Origin of the sequence: Methylobacterium dankookense (assembly GCF_902141855.1) — a bacterium.
Lineage (GTDB): Bacteria > Pseudomonadota > Alphaproteobacteria > Rhizobiales > Beijerinckiaceae > Methylobacterium > Methylobacterium dankookense.
Window position 1 is genome coordinate 1 of sequence record NZ_CABFVH010000012.1, and the last position, 23,027, is coordinate 23,027.

Sequence of the window (23,027 nt, forward strand, 5' to 3'; positions counted from 1 at the left end):
CCGATCATGGTGAACTCGCCGTTGCGGAAGCGGAAGCCCGGGTCGCGCGTGGTGCGGAAGGAGAAGAGCGTGTCCGTCCAGTGGTGCACCGACAGCACCTGCTCCTCGAAATACTTGCTCATCGGTCGGGTCCTCCTGCTGTCGTGAATCAGGCCGCGGCCGGGTCCGCCGTGCCGAAGGACGCGGCGAGCTTGTCCGCCCGCCCGTCCCAGGCGGCGGCATCCTCCGGCGGCTCCGCGCGCGCCGTGATGTTGGGCCAGAGGCCGGCATATTTGGCATTGAGCGCCTTCCAGCCCTCTAGGCCCGGCTCGGTATCGGGCTTGATCGCCTCGGCCGGGCATTCGGGCTCGCAGACCCCGCAATCGATGCATTCGTCCGGGTTGATCACCAGCATGCTCTCGCCGACGTAGAAGCAGTCCACCGGACAGACCTCGACGCAGTCGGTGTATTTGCAGCGGATGCAGTTCTCGGTGACGACGTAGGTCATGAGCTTGTCGAGCCTTCGGGCACGGCGCCGCCCCGTACGGTGGAGCGGGCTCCGCCGCGGGATGGCCGGGCAGGGATGGAGCGGGCGGCGGGCCGCCCGCGGGTTCACAGCACCGCGGCGAGGTCCTGGCCTTCGAGGTCGATCGCCAGCCCCTTCATCGCGTCGGCGCTGACCTCGCCGCCCATGGCGCGCAGGCTCTCCTCGCGGATCAGCGACATCAGCCCGCGGCGCAGGCCCAGGAACTCGGAGGACAGGGTCATGGCCGGCAGGCGCGGGCGGGGCAGCGGCACCGCCACCTCGGCCTTGATGCTGCCGGGGCGCGCGGTCATCACGTAGATGCGGTCGGAGAGGAAGATCGCCTCGTCGATGTCGTGGGTCACGAACAGCACCGAGATCTTCAGCCGCTGCCACATGTTGGTGAGGATCTGCTGCATGATCAGCCGGGTCTGCGCGTCCAGCGCCCCGAAGGGCTCGTCGAGGAGCAGGATGCGCGGCCCCGTGGCGAGCGCCCGCACGATGCCGACCCGCTGCTTCATGCCGCCGGAGAGCCGGTCGGGATAATGGTTCTCGAAGGCCGAGAGCCCGGCGAGGCCGAGCAGCGTGCGGGCCTGCCGCTCCCGCTCGGAGCGGGGCAGGCCCTTCATCTTCAGGCCGAACTCGACGTTCTCGCGCACGGTCTTCCAGGGAAAGAGCGAGTATTGCTGGAAGATCATCCCCCGCTCGGCGCTCGGGCCCGAGACCGGCTCGCCGTCGACCGTGACGGAGCCGGAGGACGGCGTCAGGAAGCCGGCGAGCGCGTTGAGCAGCGTCGACTTCCCGCAGCCCGAGGGGCCGATGATCGAGACGAACTCCCCGGGCTCCACCGTCAGCGCGGCGTCCGAGACCGCCTCGACCGACCCTTCGAGGGTCTCGTAGCGCAGGCAGAAGTCGCGGACCTCGATCCGGCCCCGGCTCGGCTCCACCATGTGCGGCTCCTTCTTCAGGTTGGAGATCGCCGGGCATCCGCCCGGTGCAAGCGCGGCTGCGCGTCGGCGGGCGTCCGCCGGGCTCCGCGGATCCCGGCTCGGCCGGGTATCCGCGGGATCTGGGATCAGCGCGCGGCCCAGGGCATGACGAGGCGGCCGAGCAGGCGGATCAGCCAGGACGAGGCGAGGCCGAGCACGCCGATCGCGATCATGCCGAGCGCGATGTCCGCGTACTGGACCAGGGAATAGGCTTCCCAGGTGAAGTAGCCGATCCCGTACTGGCCGGAGATCATCTCCGCGGCGATCAGCGAGACCCAGGCGACGCCCATGCCGACGGTGAGCCCGGTGAAGATCTGCGGCAGGCAGGCCGGCAGGTAGACCTCGCGGAACAGGGCCCCCTCCCCCGCCCCGAGGCAGCGCGCGGCGCGCACCAGCACGGGATCGACATGCGCCATGCCCTGCAGCGTGTTGATGAGGACGGGGAAGAACGAGCCCAGGAAGGTGATGAACACGATCGAGGCCTCGTTCGTCGGCCAGAGCATGATCGCCATCGGCACCCAGGCGATGGCCGGGATCGGGCGCAGCACCTCGCAGATCGGGAAGGCGACCTCGCGCAAGGCGCGGAAGCGGCCCATCAGCAGCCCGAGCGGCACGGCGAGGCCGCCCGCGAGGAGGAAGCCGAGCCCGATCCGGCGGCAGGACAGGAGGACGTGGTCGGCGAAGAGCGGGTTGCGCAGGGCCGCGAGCCCCCGCCCCAGCACGTCGCCCGGCGTCGGGATGTTGGTGAAGCGCACGTAGAAGACGACCCGGTTCGTCGTGAGCAGGTGCCAGGCCAGCACGAACAGGACGAGGGCGGCGAGGCCGACGAGGCCGGCCCGGATCTGGTCGTGGTGCAGGCGCAGCCAGCGGCCGAGGCGCCGGCCGGGCTCGGCGGGTGCCGGAGCGGGCGCGGCCCGCTTCGGGGCGGAGGCCGGCGCCGGGAGCGACGGGACGGGGCGGAGGGCGAGGGCTTTCATGCGCTCAGCCCCCCGTCACGGCGGCCTTCAGGGCCTCGTCGAAGGGCATCACCTTGCCCGCTCCCTTGGCGGCCTCCGCGTCCTGCTTGAGGAGGTAGGGGCTGATGCCGCCCTTGCCGTCGACCACGTAGAAGGCCTCGCTCGCGAAGAGCTTGATGCCGCGCGCCGTGTCGAAGACGTAGGCGACGTTGACCGCGCGGCCCTTGGCCTTGAGGTCGGCGAGCGCCGCGAGGGTGCAGGCGGCGCTGGCATAGGGCTGGATGTCGCCGTCCTTGATCCAGATCTCGCCGGCCTTGCGCGGCTCGGTGACCGGCTTCTTGCAGTAGCCGTCCTCGCCGCTCACCTCGTAGTTCGCCGTCGAGGCCGCCTGCCGGTCGTAGTCGAGCCCGCGCTCGGCGAAGACCTTGCGGATGTAGCCGTCGTTGACCCAGGGGCCGACGTCGAATTCCTTGATGCGGTCGAGCTTCTGCAGGACCTTCACGTCCTCGCGGGCGGCGTCGATGAGCGGCGCCTTCAGGGTCGGGTCGACGGTCATGATCCCGCCGGGGCCGAGGAAGATGTAGACCACCTCCTTGTCGGTGCCGGTCCAGGCGGAGATCTGCTCGGCGGCGCGCTTCGGGTCGGCGCGCACCCAGTCCTGCGCGTCGAGCACCGCCTTGAGATAGGCCTCGACGATCTCCGGATATTGCTTGGCGAAGTCGGTCCGCACCACGACGCCGTGCCAGGTCGGCAGCCGGGTCTCGACGCCGTCGAAGATCTTGCGCGCGAAGCCCCGGAAGGGCAGCAGCTCGGCGAAGGGCACGAAATCGGCGTGGGCGTCGATCTTCTTCTCCTGGAGGTTGGTCGAGCCGACCTCCGGGCTCTGGCTGACGAGGCGGAACCAGGTCGGCGGATAGCCCTTGTCCTGCAGCGCCTTCAGGACCATGCCGTGGGCGGCCGAGCCGAAGGGCACGCTGACGAGCTTGCCCTTGAGGTCCTCGAAGGAGAAGAACTCGGATTCCTTGTGCACCACGATGCCGTTGCCGGAGCCGTGCAGGTTGTAGGCGGCGACCGCGATCAGTTCCGAGCGGCTCTCGGGGTTGTTCTGGAAGGTGTAGCCGTTGACGACGAGGGGATAGTCGCCCATCGCGCCGAACTGGAGCTTGCCGGCCATCATCCCGTTGGTCACCGGCGGGCCCGAGGTGAAGTTCTGCCAGTCGAGCTTGATCGTCATGCCGGCATACTTGCCGGTCTTCGGCAGGTGCTTCTCGATCAGCTTGAGCTGCCGCAGCACCACGCCGACGGTCGCGGTGTTGGTGGTGGTGTCCTGCGTGCCGATGCCGACGGTGAGCGTCTCGGCGCGCGCCGGCAGGCCGAGGCCGACCAGCGCCATGAGCGCGAGGGCCGAGACGGAGGCATGACCCGAACGCTTCGCTCTCATCATCGGCTCCTGCGCTGAAGATGTCCGGTCGACATCGCAGGGGCATGATCGGGCGGTCTCACGGTCTCGATCAAACGTCGAAGGGTTTCGCCGGTCGATTAGTTGCGCAAAAACCGGGACGGTGGCCGCGGGTGCTACTTGTTTGTGCGAAACGCTTGCGAATCATGCGGTCTCGTCGCCGCCGCGCATCTGCGCGAGCACATCCGCGCGGCGGATCACGATCTGCGAACGCCGCGTCGCCACCACGCCCTGCTCGGCAAGGCGCTTGAGGCTGATCGTGACCCATTGGCGGGTGGCGCCGACCATGTGGGCGAGGTCGGCATGGGTGAAGGTCGCGGCGACGAGCACGCCCTCCCCTTCCGGCACGCCGTAGAGGTCGGCGAGGTGGAGGAGCAGGTGGGCGAGCCGCTCGGTGATCGAGCGGGTGCCCAGCATCTGCGCCAGCGTCGAGTAGCAGCGTCCCTTGAAGGAGAGCCCCTCGATCACGCCGAGGGCGAGGGTGGGGATCTGCACGACGAGCTGGCGAAGCGCCTTGCCGGGCAGGTGCAGCACCGTGGAATTGGCCGCCGCCATGCCCGACCAGCTGTGCAGCCCCTCCCCGAACACCTCCGGGCCGCCGACGAAATTGCCCGAATTCCAGTAGGCCAGGGTGATCTCGCGGCCGGAGGGCGCGGAGTAGAACACGCGCATCCGGCCGGTCTCGACCAGCCAGATGCCGTCATGGGGCGTGCCTTGCGTGAACAGCGTCGCGCCGCGGTAGAGCACCCGGCGCCGGCCGCGCTCCATCACCAGGGCGAGCTCCCGCTCGGTCAGGCCCTGGAGCAGCGGCCGCGGGCCGCCGGCCTGCGGCTCCGCCTCGGCAAGGCGCAGGGCGCTCGCCTGCGCGGGAAGCGGCCAGCCCGCAGCAGGCGGCCAGGTGGTTCCGATGCTGCTTTCCATGGCCGGCTCCTGCATCCCGTCCCGGAGGTCGCAGCAAAGCCTGTACCAGTTCCAAACTGCACGGCTCCTACGACATCCGGTCGATCCCTTCGGGATGGCGGATGTCGTCTTCGCTCAGACGCCGCGCGGGCTTGCCGATACCAGGCTGCGATAAACGCGACTCATCGCAGCCTGCCCGCGCGACTGCGCGGCGGCGGCCGTCCGCCGAGCGCGTTGATCGCGACCGAGAGTCGGGATCAACGCACTTTGGTATGAAACGCGAACGGCGCCGGGCCCGAAGGCCGCGGCGCCGCGCGTCGTCAGCGGAGGGTCCCGGCGGGGCTCACCCCCCGCGGCAGCGGCCGATCGCCCAGCGCACGAGCTTGCGCACGTCCGGATCGGGATCGTCGTAATCCGCCTCGAGGAAGGGGAGCGCGCGCGGGTCGGCGATCTCGCCGAGCGCCGCCGCGGCCTCCTTGCGCAGGTTGCTGATCTCCGATCCCAGCGCGCGGCCGAGCACCTCGACAGCGGCGACTGCCTGGATGCGGCCGAGCGCGTTCGCCGCCTTGGTCCGCACCTGCCAGACCGGATCCTCCATGCGGGCGATCAGGGGCTCGACCGCCTCGGGCAGGCGGATCTTGGCGGCCGAGACCGCGGCCTCCTCGCGCACCTGCCAGTGCTCGTCGTCGAGCCCGGCGATCAGGGTCGCGATGCCGGGCCCGCCCGCGCGCAGGAAGACGAGGGCCGACATGGTGGCCCGGCGCACGCTCGGATCGGCATCGCCCGCCGTGGCGATGAGGGCGGGCAGCGCCTCCTCGGCCTTGAGGTAGCCGATGACGCCGAGCCCTTCGCGGCGCACCTCCGGCGCGGGGCTGCGCAGGGCCTTCAGCGCGGCGGCGAGCGCATCGGGCAGGACGAGCTCGCGCAACGCCCGCAGGGCCGCGGCCTGGACGAAGGGATCGGTGTGCTCCGCGCGCGCGATGAGGAGCGGGCCGCAGGCGGGCTCCTTCTTCTCCGCCAGCGTGTCGGCGGCGACCCGGCGCACGTCGGCATCCGCATCCTCCAGCGAGCGGACCAGCCCCTCGACCACGTCCGGGCCGTCATGCTCGTCGAGCGCCTTCGCCGCGGCGGCGCGGACGCTGGCATCGTCGTCGGCAAGCCCCTTGAGGAGCAGGACCTTGGCCTCCGGCCCCACGGCCTCGGCCAGCTCCATCATCGCGACGCGGCGGATGCCGGGATCGGGATCGGCGGCGCGTCCTGCGAGGTCGTCGAGATCGTCGTCGAAGCTGTCGAATACGGGCATGGCGCTCACCGCAGCAGGTAGGGGATGTTGACCTTGACGGCGTTCGTCGGGCAGTCGACCTCGCAGGGCATGCAGTACCAGCATTCGTCGTACTTCATGTAGGCCTTCTGCCGGTCCTCATCGATCGCGAGGATGTCGAGCGGGCAGACATCGACGCAGACGCGGCAGCCCTTCTCGGCGATGCACTTCTCGTCGTCGATGACGACCGCGGCGCTCTTGGCCTGGGTGATGATCGGCATGCGGAATTCTCCGGATAGTCTGTCGATTTACTCGGCCGCGGCCGGCGTCTTGATGCGGAGCTGGTGGTAGGCGCTCATCTCCTCCTCGGCGACGGGCACGATGAAGGGATCGACGTCGCGCTTGGCGTGCGCCATCCGGCCCTGCTCGTCCTTGAACAGGACGGTGTGGCAGTTCCAGTTGGCGTTGTCGGTCTCGGGGTGATCGGTGCGCAGGTGGTAGAAGCCCCAGCGGCTCTCGGTGCGGTAGAGCGAGGCCGCCGCCGCCATGTCGGCGCAGTCGAGGATGGTCTGCATCTCCAGTGCGCGGAGCAGCTCGTGCGGGTCGCGGGCACAGAGATGGTCGAGGTCCTCGCGGATCTCCGCGAAGCGGCGCTGGCCGAGCTCCATCTTGGCCGTGACCTTGGGCGGCTCCAGGTAGTCGTTCACGAGGCGGCGCGTCTTGAACTCCATCTCGTGCGGGGTGAGCCCGTCCTCGCGGCGGGTGGGGGCCAGCACCCGCTCCTGCTCTGCCAGAAGGTCGCCGTCGTCGTAGCCGGCGAGGCTCGTGGCCGCGCAATAGGCGGCGGCGTCCGCGCCTGCGATGCCGCCGTTCACGAAGGCGCCGAGCATGTAGTTGTGCGGCACGCTCGCCATGTCGCCGACCGCGTAGAGGCCGGGAATGGTGGTGCGGGCATTCTCGTCCACCCAGACGCCCGAGGCGGAGTGGCCGGAGCAGAAGCCGATCTCGGAGATGTGCATCTCGACCGGGCGCTTGCGGTAATTGGTGCCGCGCCGCTCGTGGAAGCGCCCGCGCGAGGGCCGCTCGTTCGAGTGCAGGATGGTCTCGATCTCCGAGATCGTCTCCTCGCGCAGGTGGTCCATCTTGAGGAAGACCGGGCCGTTGCCGCCCTGCAGCTCGCGCCAGAACTCGAGCATCATCTGGCCCGACCAGTAGTCGCACTCGATGAAGCGCTCGCCCTTGTTGTTGGCCGTGTATCCGCCGAACGGCCCAGTGACGTAGGCGCAGGACGGGCCGTTATAGTCCTTGATCAGCGGGTTGATCTGGTAGCATTCGAGGTTCGCGAGCTGCGCGCCCGCGTGGTAGGCCATGGCATAGCCGTCGCCGCAATTGGCCGCGTTCTCGTAGGTGCCGAACAGGTAGCCCGAGGCCGGCAGGCCGAGCCGCCCAGCCGCGCCGCAGGCGAGCACCACGGCCTTGGCCTTCACGACGAGGAATTCCGAGGTGCGGGTGTTGACGCCGACCGCGCCGGCGATGCGCCCGTCCGGCCCCTTGAGCAGGCGGGTCGCCATGTAGCGGTTGGTGACGCCGACCTGGAGGCGGCGCAGCTGCCGGTAGAGCACCTTCTTGACGTTGTGCCCCTCCGGCATCGGCAGCACGTAGGTCCCCATATGGTGGACCTTGCGCATGTTGTATTCGCCGGAGCCGTCCTTCTCGAACTTCACCCCGAGCTTGTCGAGGTACTGGATCATCGGGAAGGAGCCTTGCGCGTAGGCCATCACGGCCTTCTGGTTCACGATGCCGTCGTTGGCGACCGTGATCTCCTTCACGTATTGCTCCGGCGTCGCGTAGCCCGGCACGACGGCGTTGTTCAGCCCGTCCATGCCCATGCTGATCGCGCCCGAGCGCTTCACGTTCGCCTTCTCCATCAGGACGACGCGGAGCTTCGGATCGGCCTCCTTGGCCTTGATCGCGGCCATCGGACCGCCGGTGCCGCCGCCGATCACCAGAAGGTCGGTCTCGATGATCTCGGTCTTGAGCTGGATGGCGCTCATGCTGGCCCTCTCGCGGGGTGGGCGCGGGCGACCGCGCGGATCCAAGTCGTTGTTTCGATGTCGTTGTTTCGATGCGCGCTCCGCCGAAGCGGGAAGCACGCCGAGGCGATGTCGGGGTCAGGCCGCCTGCGGGGGGCGCTCCTCGGCCGCGGCGTCGCGGGCGAGGTCGCGCAGGTAGACGAAGGGATAGATCCCGCGGGCATGCCCGTCGGAGAAGCCGAGATGCAGCGCGTAGCCGCCCATCGGCGCGACCGTCGTCACCGCGACCGCCTCGAACGCCGTCGGGAAGCGGCCCTGGATGCGATCGCGCGTGCACCACGCGCAGCGGCAGCCGAGCCGGAGGGCCTCGGCGCTGAGGCTCGCGGCCGGGCCCTCGCTCCAGGCGAGGCGCAAAGCGCGGCCGCCGCGGGCCAGCGTCACGCCGGTCGGAACGGCTTCCGGATCGATGGGCGGCTCGGCGGGAATTCTCATGGCTGCATCCGTCGTCGGCCTGTTGAGGCCGGTCCATTAAGGACGCGCCGACAGATGCGAGATAGCAATTAGTTGCCCGATCCCCTCGGATGCGGCCGGCTGGGCCGATCAGCGCGGGCTCGGCCAGACCTCGACAGCATAGGATTCGAGCGATTCTTATCGAAAACAGGCAGAGCGGCTGAAGATTCAGGCAGGGGATTATGCGCAGCGGCGGACGAACGCCCCTTTGAGGAGCGTCGGACCATCCGGCGGCGTGCCGTCAGCGCCCGGCGCCGACGGCCGCCAGCAGCCTTTCCGTGGTGAGGCGGTGGAGCAGCATCCCTACGAGCATCGCCGCGACGAACAGGGCGATCTCGGGCAGGCCGAGCACCAGGCCGGCGAGCGCGGGGCCGGGGCAGAGGCCGGCGAGCCCCCAGCCGATGCCGAACAGGGCGGCGCCGCCGAGGAGGCGCGCGTCGAGCCGGGTATTGGCCGGCACCTCGAAGCGGGGCGCCAGCACCGGCCGCGCCATGCGCGCCTTCAGCGCGTAGCCCAGCGCCGAGACGGCGACCGCGCCCGCGAGCACGAAGGCGAGGCTCGGGTCCCAGGCGCCGGCGAGATCGAGGAAGCCCAGGACCTTGCGCGGGTCCATCATGCCCGACAGAGCGAGGCCGAAGCCGAACAGCACGCCGCTCGCGAGGGCGGCGAGGAGGCGGGGCGCGCTCATCGGGCCACCCCATGCCGGACCAGGAACACCGTGACGATGGCGGCCGCCATGAAGATCGCCACCGCCGCGAAGGAGCGCCGCGACAGCCGGGCGAGACCGCAGACGCCGTGGCCGCTGGTGCAGCCGGAGCCGAGCCGCGTGCCGTAGCCCACGAGGAGCCCCGCCACGGCCAGCATCGGCCACGACACGTCGAGGCGGGCTTCGGGCCAGTGCCCGGCCGCGAGCCGGAACAGCACCGGCCCGAGGAGCAGGCCGACGAGGAAGGCCACCCGCCACGCCGATTCGCGCCCCGCCGGCCCGAGCAGGCCTCCGGCGATCCCGCTGATGCCGGCGATGCGTCCGTTGGCCAGGAGCAGCAGGGCCGCGGCACAGCCGATCAGGGCGCCCCCGGCGAGCGGCGCGAGGAAGGGACTCATGAAGGAATCCATGGCGGACCTCCGGGCTGGCCGACCAACGCCGCTCGGCCGGGCGCCGGCACGGTCCGCGATCGGGACGCCCGCGTCGAGAAGCGTGCGCCTGCGCGCATGGCCCGGGCTGTAGCGCGCGCACCGGGCGCCGTCGAGCGTTCGGCAGATCGGCCGGATCGTCGACCCGGCATCGCCCCTCGCGTCCCGCGCGGGCGGGACGCGAGGGGCGCGGGCCTCAGGCCGGGGCCTTGTGCGGCTTCTTGGGCATGTAGAGGTCGGTGATCGTGCCCTCGAAGGCCTCGGCCGCCATGCCGACCGTCTCCGACAGGGTCGGGTGCGGGTGGATGGTGAGGCCGATATCGGCAGCGTCCGCCCCCATCTCGATGGCGAGCGCCGCCTCCGCGATCAGGTCGCCGGCCGAGGGGCCGACGATGCCGCAGCCGACGATGCGGTCGGTCGCCTCGTCGAACAGCACCTTGGTCAGGCCCTCGTCGCGCCCGAGCGACAGCGAGCGCCCGGAGGCCGCCCAGGGGAAGACGCCCTTGCCGACCTTGATGCCCTTGGCCTTCGCCTCGTTCTCGGTGAGCCCGACCCAGGCCACTTCCGGATCGGTATAGGCCACCGAGGGGATCACCTTCGCGTCGAAGAAGCTGTTCTGGCCCGAGGCCGTCTCCGCCGCGACCTTGCCCTCGTGCACCGCCTTGTGGGCGAGCATGGGCTGGCCGACCACGTCGCCGATGGCGAAGATGTGGGGCACGTTGGTGCGCATCTGCTTGTCGACCGGGATGAAGCCGCGCTCGTCGACGACGACGCCCGCCTTGTCCGCCGCGATCAGCTTGCCGTTCGGGCGCCGCCCGACCGAGACGAGGATCTTGTCGAAGACGTCGGTCGGCGGGGCCGAGCCGCCCTCGAAGCTGACCTTAAGGCCATCGGGCGTCCCCTCGACGTTCGTGACCTTCGCCTTGAGGTGGATCGCCTCGTACTGCTTGCCGATGCGCTTGGCGAGCGGGGTGACGATGTCCTTGTCGGCGCCGGGGATGATCTGGTCCATCAGCTCGACGATCGTCACCTTGGCGCCGAGCGCGTGGTAGACGGTCGCCATCTCCAGCCCGATGATCCCGCCGCCGATCACGAGCAGGCGCTTCGGGATGCCGTCGAGCTCGAGGGCGCCGGTGGAATCGATCACCCGCGGGTCGTCGTGCGGGATGAACGGCATGGTGATCGGCTCGGAGCCGGCCGCGATGATCGCCTGGTCGAAGCCGATCACCTGGGTCTTGCCCTCGTGCTCGACCTCGATCTGGCGCGGGCTGACGAAGCGCCCGGTGCCGGTCACCACCGTGACCTTGCGCTGCTTGGCCAGCCCGCCCAGGCCGCCGGTGAGGCGCTTGACCACGCCCTCCTTCCAGCCCCGCAGCTTGTCGATGTCGATCTGCGGCGCGGTGAAGCTGATGCCGTGGGCGGCCATCGCGTGGGTCTCGTCGATGACCTTGGCCGCGTGCAGCAGGGCCTTCGAGGGGATGCAGCCGACATTGAGGCAGACGCCGCCGAGCTGCGGCCAGCGCTCCACCAGCACCACCTTCTTGCCGAGATCGGCCGCGCGGAAGGCCGCCGTGTAGCCGCCGGGGCCGGCACCGAGCACCAGCACCTCGGCATGCATCGCCTCGCCCGGGACGGGGGCCGCCGCCTGCGGGGCGGCCCGCGCCGGGGCGGCGCCGCCGGTGGCGCCCGCCGCCGAAGAGCCGTAGCCGGCCTGGCCCTCCCCTGCCCCGTGAGCAGCTCCCTGACTCGCGGCCGGGGCGCCGGCGCTCGCGGCGCCCGTCACGCCGGGCTTGGCCGCGCCGGCCTCCGCGGTCGCCGCCATGACGAGGATCAGGTCGCCCTCGGTGACCTTGTCGCCGACCTTCACCTTGACCTCGGCGACGGTGCCCGCGACCGGCGAGGGCACGTCCATGGTCGCCTTGTCGGATTCGAGCACGATCAGCACGTCGTCGACCGAAATCTGGTCGCCCGCGCTGACGCTCACCTCGATGACCGGCACGCCCTTGAAGTCGCCGATATCGGGAAGTTTGACTTCGCTGCTCATCGCTTCACCTTCCTTGGGTTCCACAGCTCCGGATGGTCCGCAGAGGCCGCGTCAGACGACGAGGCGGCGGACATCCTCCAGGACGTGGGCGAGGTGGCGGGTGAAGCGCGCGCCGAGCGCTCCGTCGATGACGCGGTGATCGTAGGAGACCGCGAGCGGCAGGATCAGGCGCGGCACGAACTCGGTGCCGTTCCAGACCGGCGCCATCTTCGAGCGCGGCACGCCCAGGATGGCGACCTCCGGCGCGTTGACGAGCGGCGTGAAGGAGGTGCCGCCGATGCCGCCGAGGCTCGAGATCGAGAAGGTCGCGCCCTGCATGTCGCCCGCGCCGAGCTTGCCGTCGCGCGCCTTCTTCGAGATCGCGCCAAGCTCCTGGCTGATCTCGATGATCCCCTTGCGGTCGGCGTCCTTGATGACGGGCACCACGAGCCCGTCCGGCGTGTCCACCGCCACGCCGATATTGTAGTATTTCTTGAGGATCAGCGCGTCCTTCTCGGGGCTCAGCGAGGCGTTGAACTCGGGATGCGCGCGGAGCGCCGAGATCGCGGCCTTGATCAGGAAGGCGAGCAGCGTGACGCGGTAGCCCTTGTCCTTGCCGGCCGTGTCGAGTTCCTTGCGGTACTTGTCGGTCTCGGTGATGTCCGACTCGTCGGTGTGCGTGACCAGCGGCACGTTGAGCCACGAGCGGTGGAGGTGGGGCCCCGAGATCTTCTTGATCCGCGCGAGCGGCTTGGTCTCGATCGGGCCGAACTTCGAGAAGTCGACCGCCGGGATCTCCGGGATGCCCATGCCGCCGGACGCCATGACCGTGCCACCGGACGCGGCGGGGGCCGCCCCGCGGGTGAGATGGCCCTTCACGTCCTCCTTGGTGATCCGGCCCTTGTCGCCGGTGCCCTTGACCGTGTTGAGGTCGACGCCGAGCTCGCGCGCGATGCGGCGCACCGCCGGGCTCGCATGGACGTTCGAGAAGTCGGGGATGTTCGAGGCGGGCGCGGCGGCCGGGGGCGGCGCGGCCGCGGGGGCAGCGGAGGGAGCCGGCTCCTGCAGCGGGGCGACCGCCGCGGCGTCGGCGGGCGCGGCCCCGCCGACGACGGCACCCTCGCCCTTGAGCAGCAGGATCGGCGAGCCCTCGCTGACCCGGTCGCCGATCTTGATCAGCAGCTTCTCGACGACGCCCGCGCTCGGGGACGGCACGTCCATCGTCGCCTTGTCGGATTCGAGCGAGACGAGCGGATCGTCCGGCCCGATCGTGTCGCCCTCCTTCACGAACACCTCGATGATCGGGATGTCGGTGAAATCGCCGATATCGGGGATCTTGACCTCAATGCCCATGGGTTCACTCCCTGCATTCCGCGCGGGCCATTGCCGGGCCCTGCCGTCGTGGTTCTTGTCGATGTGGTGGGATGGTGCGGCCGTCCCGCGCGCGTGCTGCGGGACGGCTCGGTGGAGACCGGGTCAGACCGTCCAGGGCGCGGCCTTGTCGGGATCGATCCCGTACTTGGCGATGGCGTCCGAGACCTTGCTCACCGGCACGGCGCCGTCCTCGGCGAGGCTGTGCAGCGCCGCGAGGGTGACCCAGCGCCGGTCGACCTCGAAGAAGTCGCGCAAGCGGCGGCGATAGTCCGAGCGGCCGAAGCCGTCGGTGCCGAGCACGCGGTAGCGGCCGGGGATCCAGGTCCGGATCTGGTCGGCGAAGAGCCGCATGTAGTCGGTCGACGCGATCACCGGGCCGGAGCGGCCCTCCAGGCAGGTCTCGACATGCGACTTGCGCTTGGCCTCGCCCGGATGGAGCAGGTTCCAGCGCTCGCAGGCCATGGCGTCGCGGCGCAGCTCCGTGAAGCTCGGGCAGCTCCAGATGTCGGCGGCGATCCCGTGCTCCTCCTCCAGCATCTCGGCCGCCGCGATCACCTCCCGCAGGATGGTGCCGCTGCCGAGGAGCTGGACACGCGGTCCGTCCTTCCGGCCCTTGCCCTCGCGGAACAGGTACATCCCCTTGATGATGCCGGCCTCGGCCCCCTCGGGCATGCCGGGGTGCTCGTAGTTCTCGTTCATCACGGTGATGTAGTAGAACACGTCCTCCTGCTCGGCATACATCCGGCGCAGGCCGTCCTGCACGATCACCGCGACTTCATACGAGAAGGTCGGGTCGTAGGAGACGCAGTTCGGGATCGTGGCCGAGAGGATGTGGCTGTGCCCGTCCTCGTGCTGGAGACCCTCGCCGTTGAGGGTCGTGCGCCCGGCCGTGCCGCCGATGAGGAAGCCGCGCGCGCGCATGTCGCCCGCCGCCCAGGCGAGGTCGCCCGTGCGCTGGAAGCCAAACATCGAGTAGTAGATGTAGAACGGGATCGTCGGCGCGTTCGAGTGCGAGTAGGAGGTCGCCGCCGCGATCCACGAGGACATGGCGCCCGGCTCGTTGATGCCCTCCTGGAGCATCTGACCCTTCTCGTCCTCCTTGTAGTACATGAGCTGGTTGGCATCCTCGGGCCGGTAGAGCTGGCCGACCTGGGAGAAGATGCCGAACTGGCGGAACATGCCCTCCATGCCGAAGGTGCGGCTCTCGTCGGGCACGATCGGCACGATGCGCGAGCCGATGTTCTTGTCGCGCAGCAGCGTGTTGAGGATGCGCACGATCGCCATGGTGGTGGAGATCTCGCGCCCCGCCGTCTCCTTGAGCTGCGCGCCGAAGGCCGAGAGCGGCGGCACGTCGAGGGATTGCGACTTGCGCCGCCGGGCCGGCAGGGATCCGCCGAGCGCCTGGCGCCGGGCCATCAGGTAGCGGTGCTCCGGGCTGCCCTCCGGGAAGCGGATGAAGGGGATCTCCTTGATCTGCTCGTCGGTGAGCTCGATCCCGAAGCGGTCGCGGAACTGGCGCAGGACCGCCTCGCCCATCTTCTTCTGCTGGTGGGTGATGTTCTGCGCCTCGCCCGCCTCGCCCATGCCGTAGCCCTTGACGGTCTTGGCGAGGATCAGCGTCGGCTGGCCCTTGTGCTTCACCGCGGCCGAGTAGGCGGCGTAGACCTTGGCCGGATCGTGCCCGCCGCGGGTCAGGCGGAAGATGTCCTCGTCCGACCAGTCCTTCACCAGGGCTGCGGTCTCCGGGTACTTCCCGAAGAAGTGCTCGCGGATATAGGCGCCGTTCTTCGACTTGAAGTCCTGGTACTCGCCGTCGACGCATTCCTCCATCAGCCGCATGAGCATGCCGGTGGTGTCGCGCGCCAGCAGCGCGTCCCAGCCGGTGCCCCACAGGCACTTGATGACGTTCCAGCCGGCGCCCCGGAAATCGGCCTCCAGCTCCTGGACGATCTTGCCGTTGCCGCGCACCGGCCCGTCGAGGCGCTGCAGGTTGCAGTTGATCACGAAGATCAGGTTGTCGAGCTTCTCGCGCGCGGCCATGGAGATGGCGCCGAGGCTCTCCGGCTCGTCCATCTCGCCGTCGCCCATGAAGGCCCAGACCTTGCGGCCGTCGGTGTTGGCGTGGCCCCGGTGATGCAGGTAGCGCAGGTAGCGCGCCTGGTAGATCGCCATCAGCGGCCCGAGCCCCATCGAGACGGTGGGGAACTGCCAGAAATCGGGCATCAGCCAGGGATGGGGATAGGAGGACAGGCCCTTGCCGTCGACCTCCTGGCGGAAGCCGAGGAGCTGCTCCTCGGTGAGCCGCCCTTCGAGGAAGGCGCGGGCATAGACGCCGGGCGCCGAGTGGCCCTGGACGTAGATCAGGTCGCCGCCGCGCCCGTCCTGGTCGCCCTTCCAGAAATGCATGAAGCCGGTGTCGTAGAGCGTCGCCGAGGACTGGAAGCTCGCGATGTGGCCGCCGAGCTCGGAGGAATCCTTGTTGGCGCGCAGGATGATCGCGATGGCGTTCCAGCGGATCGCCGAGCGGATGCGGTGCTCGATCTGCCGGTCGCCCGGATGCGCGTCCTGCTTGTCGACCGGAATCGTGTTCAGATAGGCGGTGTTGGCCGAGAAGGGCACCGGCGCGCCGCGCTTGCGCGCCTCATCGATCACCTGGTTGATCAGGAAATGCGCCCGGTCCGGACCCTCGACTTCGAGGACGCCGTCGAGCGAGTCGAGCCATTCCTGGGTCTCGATCGGATCGAGATCGTGGGTGCGTTCCAAAGCTTCCTCCCTTGGCAGGCCCTTGCGACCGGTCGGATCGCGGGCGTTCGGTCTTCTCGGGTCACCGGTTTGCGCCGGAAAGCTAGAGCCTGTCGGCCCGTACAGCACCACCGATCGGTGACAATATTCTCGCGCTTGGCACTCTTCGCCGGACCGCCGGAGCGGTTCGGCCATCCGAATCCAGGGGCGCGGCGGCGCCCACAGTATTGGTTTGGTATTTTGGATATTGAATCTGATCCGCCGTGGATCCGCAGGAGGCAGGCGCGCGCCGGGACCTCCGGCCGCTCGCGGCTGCCCCTCTCTGGGGCGGATGATACCGCGTCCGGTTGATCAGACCGGAGGTGGTATCAGCAAGCCCGCGCGGCGCCTGAGCGAAGGCGACATCCGCCATCCCGAAGGGATCACCCGGATGTCGTATGAGACCGGACCGGGCCGGCGCCCCCCGTCAGCCTTCGCCCTCGATGAGACCGCGGATGCGGGTCGCGAGCGCCTCCAGGGCGAACGGCTTGACCAGGACCTGCATGCCGGGAGCGAGGTGGCCATGGTTGAGGGCCGCGTTCTCGGCGTAGCCGGTGATGAACAGCACCTTCAGCTTCGGGCGCGAGACGAGGGCCGCCTCCGCCATCTGCCGCCCGTTCATGCCGCCGGGCAGGCCCACATCGGTGACCAGCAGGTCGATGCGCACGTCCGATTGCAGCACCTTCAGACCGGACGGCCCGTCCGCCGCCTCGATGGCCGCGTAGCCCAGATCCTCCAGCACCTCCGTGACCAGCATGCGGACGGTGGGCTCGTCGTCAACGACCAGAACCGTCTCGCCGACCTTCGCCCGCGCCGCCTCCGACAGGTCCGGAACCGCCTCGGCCTCGTCGGCCTTGCCGATGTGGCGCGGCAGGTAGAGGCAGACCATCGTGCCCGCGCCGACCTCCGAGTAGATCCGAACCTGGCCGCCCGACTGCTTGGCGAAGCCGTAGATCATCGACAGGCCGAGACCGGTGCCCTCGCCGATCGGCTTGGTGGTGAAGAACGGGTCGAACGCCTTGGCGACGATGTCGGGCGCCATGCCGGTGCCGTTGTCCGAGACGCAGAGCGAGACGTATTGGCCCGGCTCCAGATCGCGCTCCTGCGCGGCCCGGTGATCGAGCCAGCGGTTGCCCGTCTCGATGACGATGCGCCCGCCCGTCGGCATGGCGTCGCGGGCGTTGATGCAGAGGTTCAGCAGCGCGTTCTCGAGCTGGCTCGGATCGACGAGGGTCGGCCAGAGGCCACCCGCGCCGACGACCTCGACGGCGACCGCCGGCCCGACGGTCCGGCGCACCAGCTCGACCATGCCCTCGATCAGGCGGTTCACGTCGGTGGGCCGCGGATCGAGCGTCTGGCGGCGCGAGAAGGCGAGCAGGCGATGCGTCAGGGCGGCCGCGCGCTTGGCAGCCCCCTGCGCGGCGCCGATATAGCGCTCCAGATCCCCGACCCGGCCCTGGAGCATGCGGGTCTGCATCAGCTCCAGCGAGCCGACGATGCCGGCGAGCATGTTGTTGAAGTCGTGGGCGAGGCCGCCGGTCAATTGCCCGACCGCCTCCATCTTCTGCGCCTGGCGCAGGGCCTCCTCGGCCTGGGCCAGCGCCTCGGCCTGCTCCCGCTCGGCTGTGAAGTCGCGCCCGACCGCGTTGATCAGGCCGTCGCTCGGCCGGGTCGACCAGGAGATCCAGCGGTGGCTGCCGTCCTTGGCCCGGTAGCGGTTGTCGAAGCGGGCATGCGAGGTCCCCTCCGAGAGCTCCCGGGCGCCCGCGATGGTATCAACGAGATCGTCCGGGTGGATCAGGTCGAACAGGCTCGTGCCGAGGAGCTCGTCCTCGCGCCAGCCGAGCATCTCCTTCCAGGCCGGATTCACCGCCGTGATGACGCCCTCGAAGGTGCAGCGGAGCATCAGGTCGCGCGAGAGCTGCCAGAGCGCGTTCCGGTCGGCGGTGCGCTCCGCGACCTGCCGTTCGAGCTCGGCAGCGTGGCGCTTGCTCTCGTCGATGTCGATATTCGTGCCGACCCAGCCCGTGACGGCGCCGGCCGCGTCCCGGACCGGCTCCGCCCGGACGAGGAACCAGCGGAACGCCCCGTCGGCGCGGCGGATGCGGTACTCGACCTCGTAGACCGCACCATTCGCAAGCGAGCGCGACCACGCCTCGGCCGCGGCCGGCAGATCGTCCGGATGCACGATCCGGTCCCAGCGGCCGAGGCCCTCGATCTCGCCGGGCACGAGGCCGGCATAGGCGTAGACCTGGGCGTTGAACCAGGTCAGCTCGCCGTCCGGCCGGGCCGCCCAGACCTGGTTCGGGACCGTCTGGGCGAGGACGCGGAACTGCTCCTCGCTCTCGCGCAGAGCCGCCTCGGCCCGCTTGCGGCCGGTGATGTCCCGGAACAGCACCGAGACCTGGCGCCGGCTCGCCGGCTCGACCCTGGAGGCCGAGACCTCGATATGGCGCTCCGCCGCCACGAACGGCCGCTCGAACCGGACCGGCATGCCGGTGCGCAGCACGCCGCCATAGAGTTCGAGCCAGCCCTCGGCCTCCTCGGGCGCGATCTCGCGCAATCTCTGCCCGACGATGTTCGGGATACCGGTGTGGCGCTCGTATCCGGGATTGGCCTCGACGTGGACATAGTCGCTCAGGGGACCGTACGGCCCGTCGATGAACTCGATGATGCAGAAGCCGTCGTCGATGGCCTCGAACAGAGCGCGGTAGCGCTCCTTGCTCTCGCGCAGGGCGGCGCGGGTCTCCTCCAGCGCATCGGCGCGTCGCGCGCGTTCGTCGGTTTCCAGCTCGATCATGGTCACGCCACGCGCCGGGAGCCGGCCCGGGATGCGATGCAGGCGAGCGATCCGGGGATGAGGCCGACGTTGCGGGTGACTCGCCGTTCCATCGGCGCCTTCTGCCTCAAGCACCCGGGCTTTGCCAGCCTGGAAGGGGCGCGACACGCTCGGCCGCGCACCGGACAAGGGCCCACAGTTGGACGAACACTTGCACAAGTCTTGGCCCCATCGATCCCCGTCTCGACCTCATCCTGAGGTCGGCGAATGGGACGAGCGACGGCCGATCCGGTGCGAACGCGCTCCGAGATGGACCTTTACTGCGGCAATCTGCCCCCGGCGGCGGACATCTCGGTCAGGACGGGTGATTTGTCCTCATAGGTCTGGCCCGTCGCCGCGAGGGCGTTCCGGGCCGCGATGTCCGATGCGGGGATGTAGTCGAACAGCCCCTGGCGACCGACCAGATCGATCCCGGCCGACCGGATGCGGCTCATGTATCGATCGCGGCCCAGCTCCGATCCGATCTGGTAGACGGGGTAGGCGAAGTCGGTCACCACGCTTCCGAGACGATGGATCGTGCCAGAGAACAGGCCGACGGAGCGCACCGACTCCACGAAATCCGCGAATGCCGCGCCCTCCTCCGGCACCGGCCCGATGCAGGTGATCTCGACGCTGAAATATTCCCGGCCCTCCGAGCGACCGTAATAGTCGGAATGCATGGTCAGGCGCTTCCACGAGCCCTTCGCGTGAAAATTGTAGAGTATCGTCGTGTCGAACTTCCGATTCCCGTCGAAGCTGCAGAACAGCGTCAGCATCTTCGTCGATACCGGGGCGGATGCGGTCTCGAACCCGAGCAGGGATCCGGTGATCTGCAGCGGGAACGTGCTCAGCACGCGGTCGCAATGCAGCGTCCCCGTCCGGGTTTCGACGACGTAATGGCCGTTGCACCGCCGGATGCGGTCGATCCCCGCATCGAAGGCGGAGGCCACGCCCATGTCCGTCAGGGTCTCGACGGCCAGATGGTACATGTCGCCGAAGCCGGATCTGGGCCGGGCGATGCAGGAGGCCGCCGGCGTTCCCTGCTGCCGGGAGCGCGGCGATGCCGCCCGCTTCAGCCTTTCACGCAGGCCCGCATTGGATCCGATCCAGTTCATCCGCTTATGCGCGAATTCATGGCTGATCCGGCTGCTGGGGATGCCGTAGAAGCGCTCGACATATCTGTCGATGCCGGATTTCCTGGCCAGAAACGAGCCGAGGTAGTAATTGATGTAATCCTCGGCCGACCTATGGTGTCGATATTTATACTTCGCATAGAGCAGATCCGCGATCGACCGCCCCATCTCCATCGCACTCATCGTCAGGAACTCGTCCCTGATGGAGTACGGGTATCTGGTAACGATGCCGTCGGGATTCACCCGTTGAATCGTGTAATCGACCGGTACGCAGACATCCCTGATCTTGGGAAACATCTCGAATAGCGGGTTATTGTCCCAGAAGAAGATCGCGCCGATATCGAACGTGAATCCGGAAATCGATTTCGAGATGTGGTTTCCGCCGGGATCGGGGTAATTCTCGAGCAGGCATACGCCGTATCCGCGCTGCGCCAGATCGAAGCTGGAAACCAGACCGCTCACCCCGGCGCCGAGCACGATGACATCGTAGCGATCGCTCTTCATCGGATGCTACCCTTCCAGAAGCATGCCCTACGGCGAACACCCTCGTCTGTTCAGATCGAGCCCAGAATCACGACGCATCGCAAATCAATCTTCAAAATCAGGCACATCAATAGATCCCGTCAAAAGCTGATCCCGCGCAGCTCTCGATCGGGAAAATTTTATCGATTGTCGAATTAGGAAAACAAGCGAGAGATTAGTCCGGATCCCTTTCGGCGGACGCTCCTTATGAGCTTGGTGACGGTTTGCCCAAGTGCAGAATCAGGTCTACGATAATTTCAAACGGTTGTCTGCATACGCTGAAGGCCGCCGTTTACACCTATGTCCCCGGCGTCAAAATCCTGACACTCCGTTGCAGCGTCGGGACCTTGACGCATGGCCTCGCAGGTCTAGCGACAGAGGAGAGCGCCCTACGGCTCCGGCACATAGCCGAGCGTGATCCGGTGCTCGCCGGAAGCGGCGTCGAAGGGGCGGTGGAGCGGCACCAGACCCGGCCGCGCCGAGGGGTGCACGTATCCGATGCGGTCGCCATCGGCGGCCTGCCCCTCGCAGGACGCGTCGCGCGAGAGGAAGCGGCCCCCTCGGCAGCGGTAGAGCGGCGCGCGATCCTCGCCGCCCGCGGTGAAGAGCGTGAAGGCCGTGCCCTCGAACGCCATGCCGGCCTTCGGCCCCTCGGCGAGGTCGCGCGCGTAGAGATGCGCGTCGCCGAGGCGCCAGCGGTACACGGGCGCGGTGCCGGCCGGAATGCGGCATCCCACGCCGGCCTGCCGGCAGCAGGCATTCGCGCCCGAGCGCCCCCACTCGGCAGGCGCGGTGGCGAGATAGGCCGCGCCCGTCGGATACCGGTCGACAGTGCTCAGGTCGATCGGCGCCGCGTAGGGGATCAGCCCGTAGAAGGCGCCCTGGTTGGAGCGGCCGCCCACCCCCTCCTGCGCCTCGACCGACTGGAAGTAGTTGTGCGCCTGCGCGAGGAGCGTCGGCGCCTGGAGCGCCAAAGCATGCGCCTGACAGAGGAACCGCGCCTGGCGCTCGATGCCGATCGACTGAGGCCAGCCCTGCTCGCTCGCGATCAGATAGGCCTGGGGATGTTCGAGGGACGTCGTCGGCAGGCCGAGCGCCTGCAGCTTCGCCTTCTGGTGCTCGACGACGAGATCGAGGTTGAGGAAGGAGTAGGTGCCCGGTGCGGGCGCCCTGTCGAGATTGCCGTAGGGATGGACGGCGACGCTCCAGCTCACCCGCGTGCCGAGATGCCGCCAGAGCCCGTCGACCAAAGTCCGCGACCCGATATGGGCGGGATCGGCCGGGCCGATGCGGGGCGGGCTCCAGTGCAGATCGGTGCTCGCATAGAGCATGATGCCCGCGCTGTTGCGCTGGACCGCGTCGTGTGCGCGGGCGACGAGGTCCGCGTATTTCGCGAGCCAGCGGGCCTCGTCTTCCGGGCCGGGGCGGCCCCGCGTCGCGACCACCGGCGAGTAGTCGAAGAAGACGGCGCTCGCGGCCTCGTTCCAGACGATGAGGTGCGAGATCTTTCCGTGCCCGCCGCGCCCGCTGTAGCGGTTGGCGACGAAGGCCACGTAATCCTCGAAATCGTCCATCGCGTCGTCGCGCGGGACGCAGCCGTCCTTGAGCGTCACGCCGCCGAAGGGCGAGCCGAGACAGGCTGGATCGCGGTACCGCTCCGGCGCCGCCCAGAGCACCGCCCCGCTCTGCATACCCGATGCGGCATCGCGCGCGATCTGCCGGTCGAAGAGCGCGACCTGCGCCTCCGAGAAGCAGCGGAACCTGTGGAAGCCCCAGGCCGCGCGCTCGGCCTCGCTGGCGGGGACCATGAAGCTGCCTGCGGGGCAGGCGACCGGATCGGCGCTCGAAGGAACAGCCTCGGTCTCCAGGCCGCGCCAGAAGAGGTTGTACTCCTTGTAGCCGAGCCCCATCCGCCGGAACGCCGCGTAGCGCGCGTCCTGGATCTCCGCGGGATCGTCGAGGCGGAAATCGTGCACGCCCTGCTTCGAGGACGGGGGCACATAGGTGGCGGAGATGAAGCGCTGGCGCGCGAAGCAGGTGTCGAAGGTCGCCGTTCCGGTGAGCCTGCCATTCGCGCAGCTGCGCCCCTCAGGGATGCAGGCCGCATCGACCGCGGCGACGGGGGCCGGATAGACCGTCACCGCACCGCCATGCGGGATGCTGCGGCCGTTCAGCATGCAGGCCGCCGCCTCCGCGGGGCCGGGGGCTTCCGCCGCGCCGGCCTGGACGGCCAGGACGAGCAGGATCCCCGCGAGCGCTGCGGTCATGCCGGCATGCGACGCGGGCGCACGGAACTCCACCTCGCCTCCACCGATCCATGGACGTGGCGACGTCGTGGCCCTCCCGGCCGGTGGGATCAAGGCTCGCCGATCCGGTTTCAGCGCCTTGAGCACAGGGACAACCGTAACGGTTTATCGAAACGCGCGGGGCATCCCGGCTATAGGCGGCCCGAAGCGGCACCGTCCGGGAAGACGTCCAATCGCTCGCTCAAGTAAGCAACTTGAGATGACGGACATTCACCTGATGGGCCCCTTCTTGGCCGCAATACGATACTATGCAAACTATCCGCCGTGCATCGAGCCGCTGGATCCCGTCGATCACGACTTCTAGTGACCTCGCCCGACTCCTCCAG

The 23,027-nt window shown here is 69.1% G+C and carries 17 protein-coding genes and 1 pseudogene; all 18 read right to left on the reverse strand.

Annotated features, from left to right (window positions below):
* Positions 1-122: pseudogene (locus tag MTDSW087_RS11515) on the reverse strand (ferredoxin--NADP reductase); the annotation flags it as partial.
* A 26-nt stretch (positions 123-148) separates the two neighbouring features.
* Positions 149-487: a ferredoxin FdxA gene (gene fdxA / locus MTDSW087_RS11520; RefSeq protein WP_144763935.1), complete on the reverse strand. Its 339-nt coding sequence runs from the start codon at positions 485-487 to the stop codon at positions 149-151.
* Between the two features lie 104 nt (positions 488-591).
* The gene (locus MTDSW087_RS11525) at positions 592-1,452 is read right to left on the reverse strand and encodes an ABC transporter ATP-binding protein (protein WP_144763937.1); all 861 of its coding nucleotides are present in this window, start codon (positions 1,450-1,452) and stop codon (positions 592-594) included.
* A gap of 125 nt (positions 1,453-1,577) precedes the next feature.
* Entirely contained in the window at positions 1,578-2,468 is an 891-nt protein-coding gene (locus MTDSW087_RS11530) for an ABC transporter permease (RefSeq protein ID WP_144763939.1), read from the reverse strand.
* 4 nt (positions 2,469-2,472) lie between these two features.
* Complete coding sequence (locus tag MTDSW087_RS11535; RefSeq protein WP_373322012.1) at positions 2,473-3,840, reverse strand: ABC transporter substrate-binding protein; 1,368 nt, start codon at positions 3,838-3,840, stop codon at positions 2,473-2,475.
* A gap of 210 nt (positions 3,841-4,050) precedes the next feature.
* Positions 4,051-4,827: a Crp/Fnr family transcriptional regulator gene (locus MTDSW087_RS11540; protein WP_144763942.1), complete on the reverse strand. Its 777-nt coding sequence runs from the start codon at positions 4,825-4,827 to the stop codon at positions 4,051-4,053.
* A gap of 322 nt (positions 4,828-5,149) precedes the next feature.
* A complete protein-coding gene (locus tag MTDSW087_RS11545; RefSeq protein WP_144763944.1) occupies positions 5,150-6,109 on the reverse strand; it encodes a HEAT repeat domain-containing protein in 960 nt (319 codons plus the stop codon).
* Between the two features lie 5 nt (positions 6,110-6,114).
* Positions 6,115-6,348, reverse strand: coding sequence for a 4Fe-4S dicluster domain-containing protein (locus tag MTDSW087_RS11550; protein WP_142582591.1), 234 nt, complete (start codon positions 6,346-6,348; stop codon positions 6,115-6,117).
* A gap of 27 nt (positions 6,349-6,375) precedes the next feature.
* Entirely contained in the window at positions 6,376-8,121 is a 1,746-nt protein-coding gene (locus MTDSW087_RS11555; protein WP_144763946.1) for a fumarate reductase/succinate dehydrogenase flavoprotein subunit, read from the reverse strand.
* 117 nt (positions 8,122-8,238) lie between these two features.
* Positions 8,239-8,592, reverse strand: a complete 354-nt coding sequence (locus MTDSW087_RS11560; protein WP_144763948.1) for a DUF971 domain-containing protein — start codon at positions 8,590-8,592, stop codon at positions 8,239-8,241.
* Positions 8,593-8,851: 259 nt separating this feature from the next.
* On the reverse strand, positions 8,852-9,298 hold the full coding sequence (locus MTDSW087_RS11565) for a YeeE/YedE family protein (RefSeq protein WP_144763950.1): 447 nt from the start codon (positions 9,296-9,298) through the stop codon (positions 8,852-8,854).
* On the reverse strand, positions 9,295-9,726 hold the full coding sequence (locus MTDSW087_RS11570; protein WP_342353838.1) for a YeeE/YedE family protein: 432 nt from the start codon (positions 9,724-9,726) through the stop codon (positions 9,295-9,297). The genes MTDSW087_RS11565 and MTDSW087_RS11570 overlap by 4 nt, the downstream gene beginning before the upstream one ends.
* A 214-nt stretch (positions 9,727-9,940) precedes the next feature.
* Positions 9,941-11,788: a dihydrolipoyl dehydrogenase gene (lpdA, locus tag MTDSW087_RS11575; RefSeq protein WP_144763952.1), complete on the reverse strand. Its 1,848-nt coding sequence runs from the start codon at positions 11,786-11,788 to the stop codon at positions 9,941-9,943.
* A gap of 51 nt (positions 11,789-11,839) precedes the next feature.
* Entirely contained in the window at positions 11,840-13,183 is a 1,344-nt protein-coding gene (aceF, locus tag MTDSW087_RS11580) for a dihydrolipoyllysine-residue acetyltransferase (protein WP_280525265.1), read from the reverse strand.
* A gap of 60 nt (positions 13,184-13,243) precedes the next feature.
* Complete coding sequence (aceE, locus tag MTDSW087_RS11585) at positions 13,244-15,904, reverse strand: pyruvate dehydrogenase (acetyl-transferring), homodimeric type (protein WP_144763956.1); 2,661 nt, start codon at positions 15,902-15,904, stop codon at positions 13,244-13,246.
* A 445-nt stretch (positions 15,905-16,349) separates the two neighbouring features.
* Complete coding sequence (locus MTDSW087_RS11595; RefSeq protein WP_144764119.1) at positions 16,350-18,722, reverse strand: PAS domain-containing hybrid sensor histidine kinase/response regulator; 2,373 nt, start codon at positions 18,720-18,722, stop codon at positions 16,350-16,352.
* Positions 18,723-19,018: 296 nt separating this feature from the next.
* A complete protein-coding gene (locus tag MTDSW087_RS11600) occupies positions 19,019-20,377 on the reverse strand; it encodes an NAD(P)-binding protein (protein ID WP_144763959.1) in 1,359 nt (452 codons plus the stop codon).
* Positions 20,378-20,784: 407 nt separating this feature from the next.
* Positions 20,785-22,662: a DUF5722 domain-containing protein gene (locus MTDSW087_RS11605; protein ID WP_144763961.1), complete on the reverse strand. Its 1,878-nt coding sequence runs from the start codon at positions 22,660-22,662 to the stop codon at positions 20,785-20,787.
* Between the last annotated feature and the right edge of the window lie 365 nt (positions 22,663-23,027).

Coding starts and splice junctions, on each gene's coding strand:
- MTDSW087_RS11605 (WP_144763961.1), bottom strand. CDS start 22,662: ATGACCGCAGCGCTCGCGGGGATCCTGCTCGTCCTGGCCGTCCAGGCC.
- MTDSW087_RS11555 (WP_144763946.1), bottom strand. CDS start 8,121: ATGAGCGCCATCCAGCTCAAGACCGAGATCATCGAGACCGACCTTCTG.
- MTDSW087_RS11530 (WP_144763939.1), bottom strand. CDS start 2,468: ATGAAAGCCCTCGCCCTCCGCCCCGTCCCGTCGCTCCCGGCGCCGGCC.
- MTDSW087_RS11540 (WP_144763942.1), bottom strand. CDS start 4,827: ATGGAAAGCAGCATCGGAACCACCTGGCCGCCTGCTGCGGGCTGGCCG.
- lpdA (WP_144763952.1), bottom strand. CDS start 11,788: ATGAGCAGCGAAGTCAAACTTCCCGATATCGGCGACTTCAAGGGCGTG.
- MTDSW087_RS11595 (WP_144764119.1), bottom strand. CDS start 18,722: ATGATCGAGCTGGAAACCGACGAACGCGCGCGACGCGCCGATGCGCTG.
- MTDSW087_RS11565 (WP_144763950.1), bottom strand. CDS start 9,298: ATGAGCGCGCCCCGCCTCCTCGCCGCCCTCGCGAGCGGCGTGCTGTTC.
- fdxA (WP_144763935.1), bottom strand. CDS start 487: ATGACCTACGTCGTCACCGAGAACTGCATCCGCTGCAAATACACCGAC.
- MTDSW087_RS11550 (WP_142582591.1), bottom strand. CDS start 6,348: ATGCCGATCATCACCCAGGCCAAGAGCGCCGCGGTCGTCATCGACGAC.
- MTDSW087_RS11545 (WP_144763944.1), bottom strand. CDS start 6,109: ATGCCCGTATTCGACAGCTTCGACGACGATCTCGACGACCTCGCAGGA.
- MTDSW087_RS11600 (WP_144763959.1), bottom strand. CDS start 20,377: ATGAAGAGCGATCGCTACGATGTCATCGTGCTCGGCGCCGGGGTGAGC.
- MTDSW087_RS11525 (WP_144763937.1), bottom strand. CDS start 1,452: ATGGTGGAGCCGAGCCGGGGCCGGATCGAGGTCCGCGACTTCTGCCTG.
- MTDSW087_RS11570 (WP_342353838.1), bottom strand. CDS start 9,726: ATGGATTCCTTCATGAGTCCCTTCCTCGCGCCGCTCGCCGGGGGCGCC.
- MTDSW087_RS11535 (WP_373322012.1), bottom strand. CDS start 3,840: ATGGCGCTGGTCGGCCTCGGCCTGCCGGCGCGCGCCGAGACGCTCACC.
- MTDSW087_RS11560 (WP_144763948.1), bottom strand. CDS start 8,592: ATGAGAATTCCCGCCGAGCCGCCCATCGATCCGGAAGCCGTTCCGACC.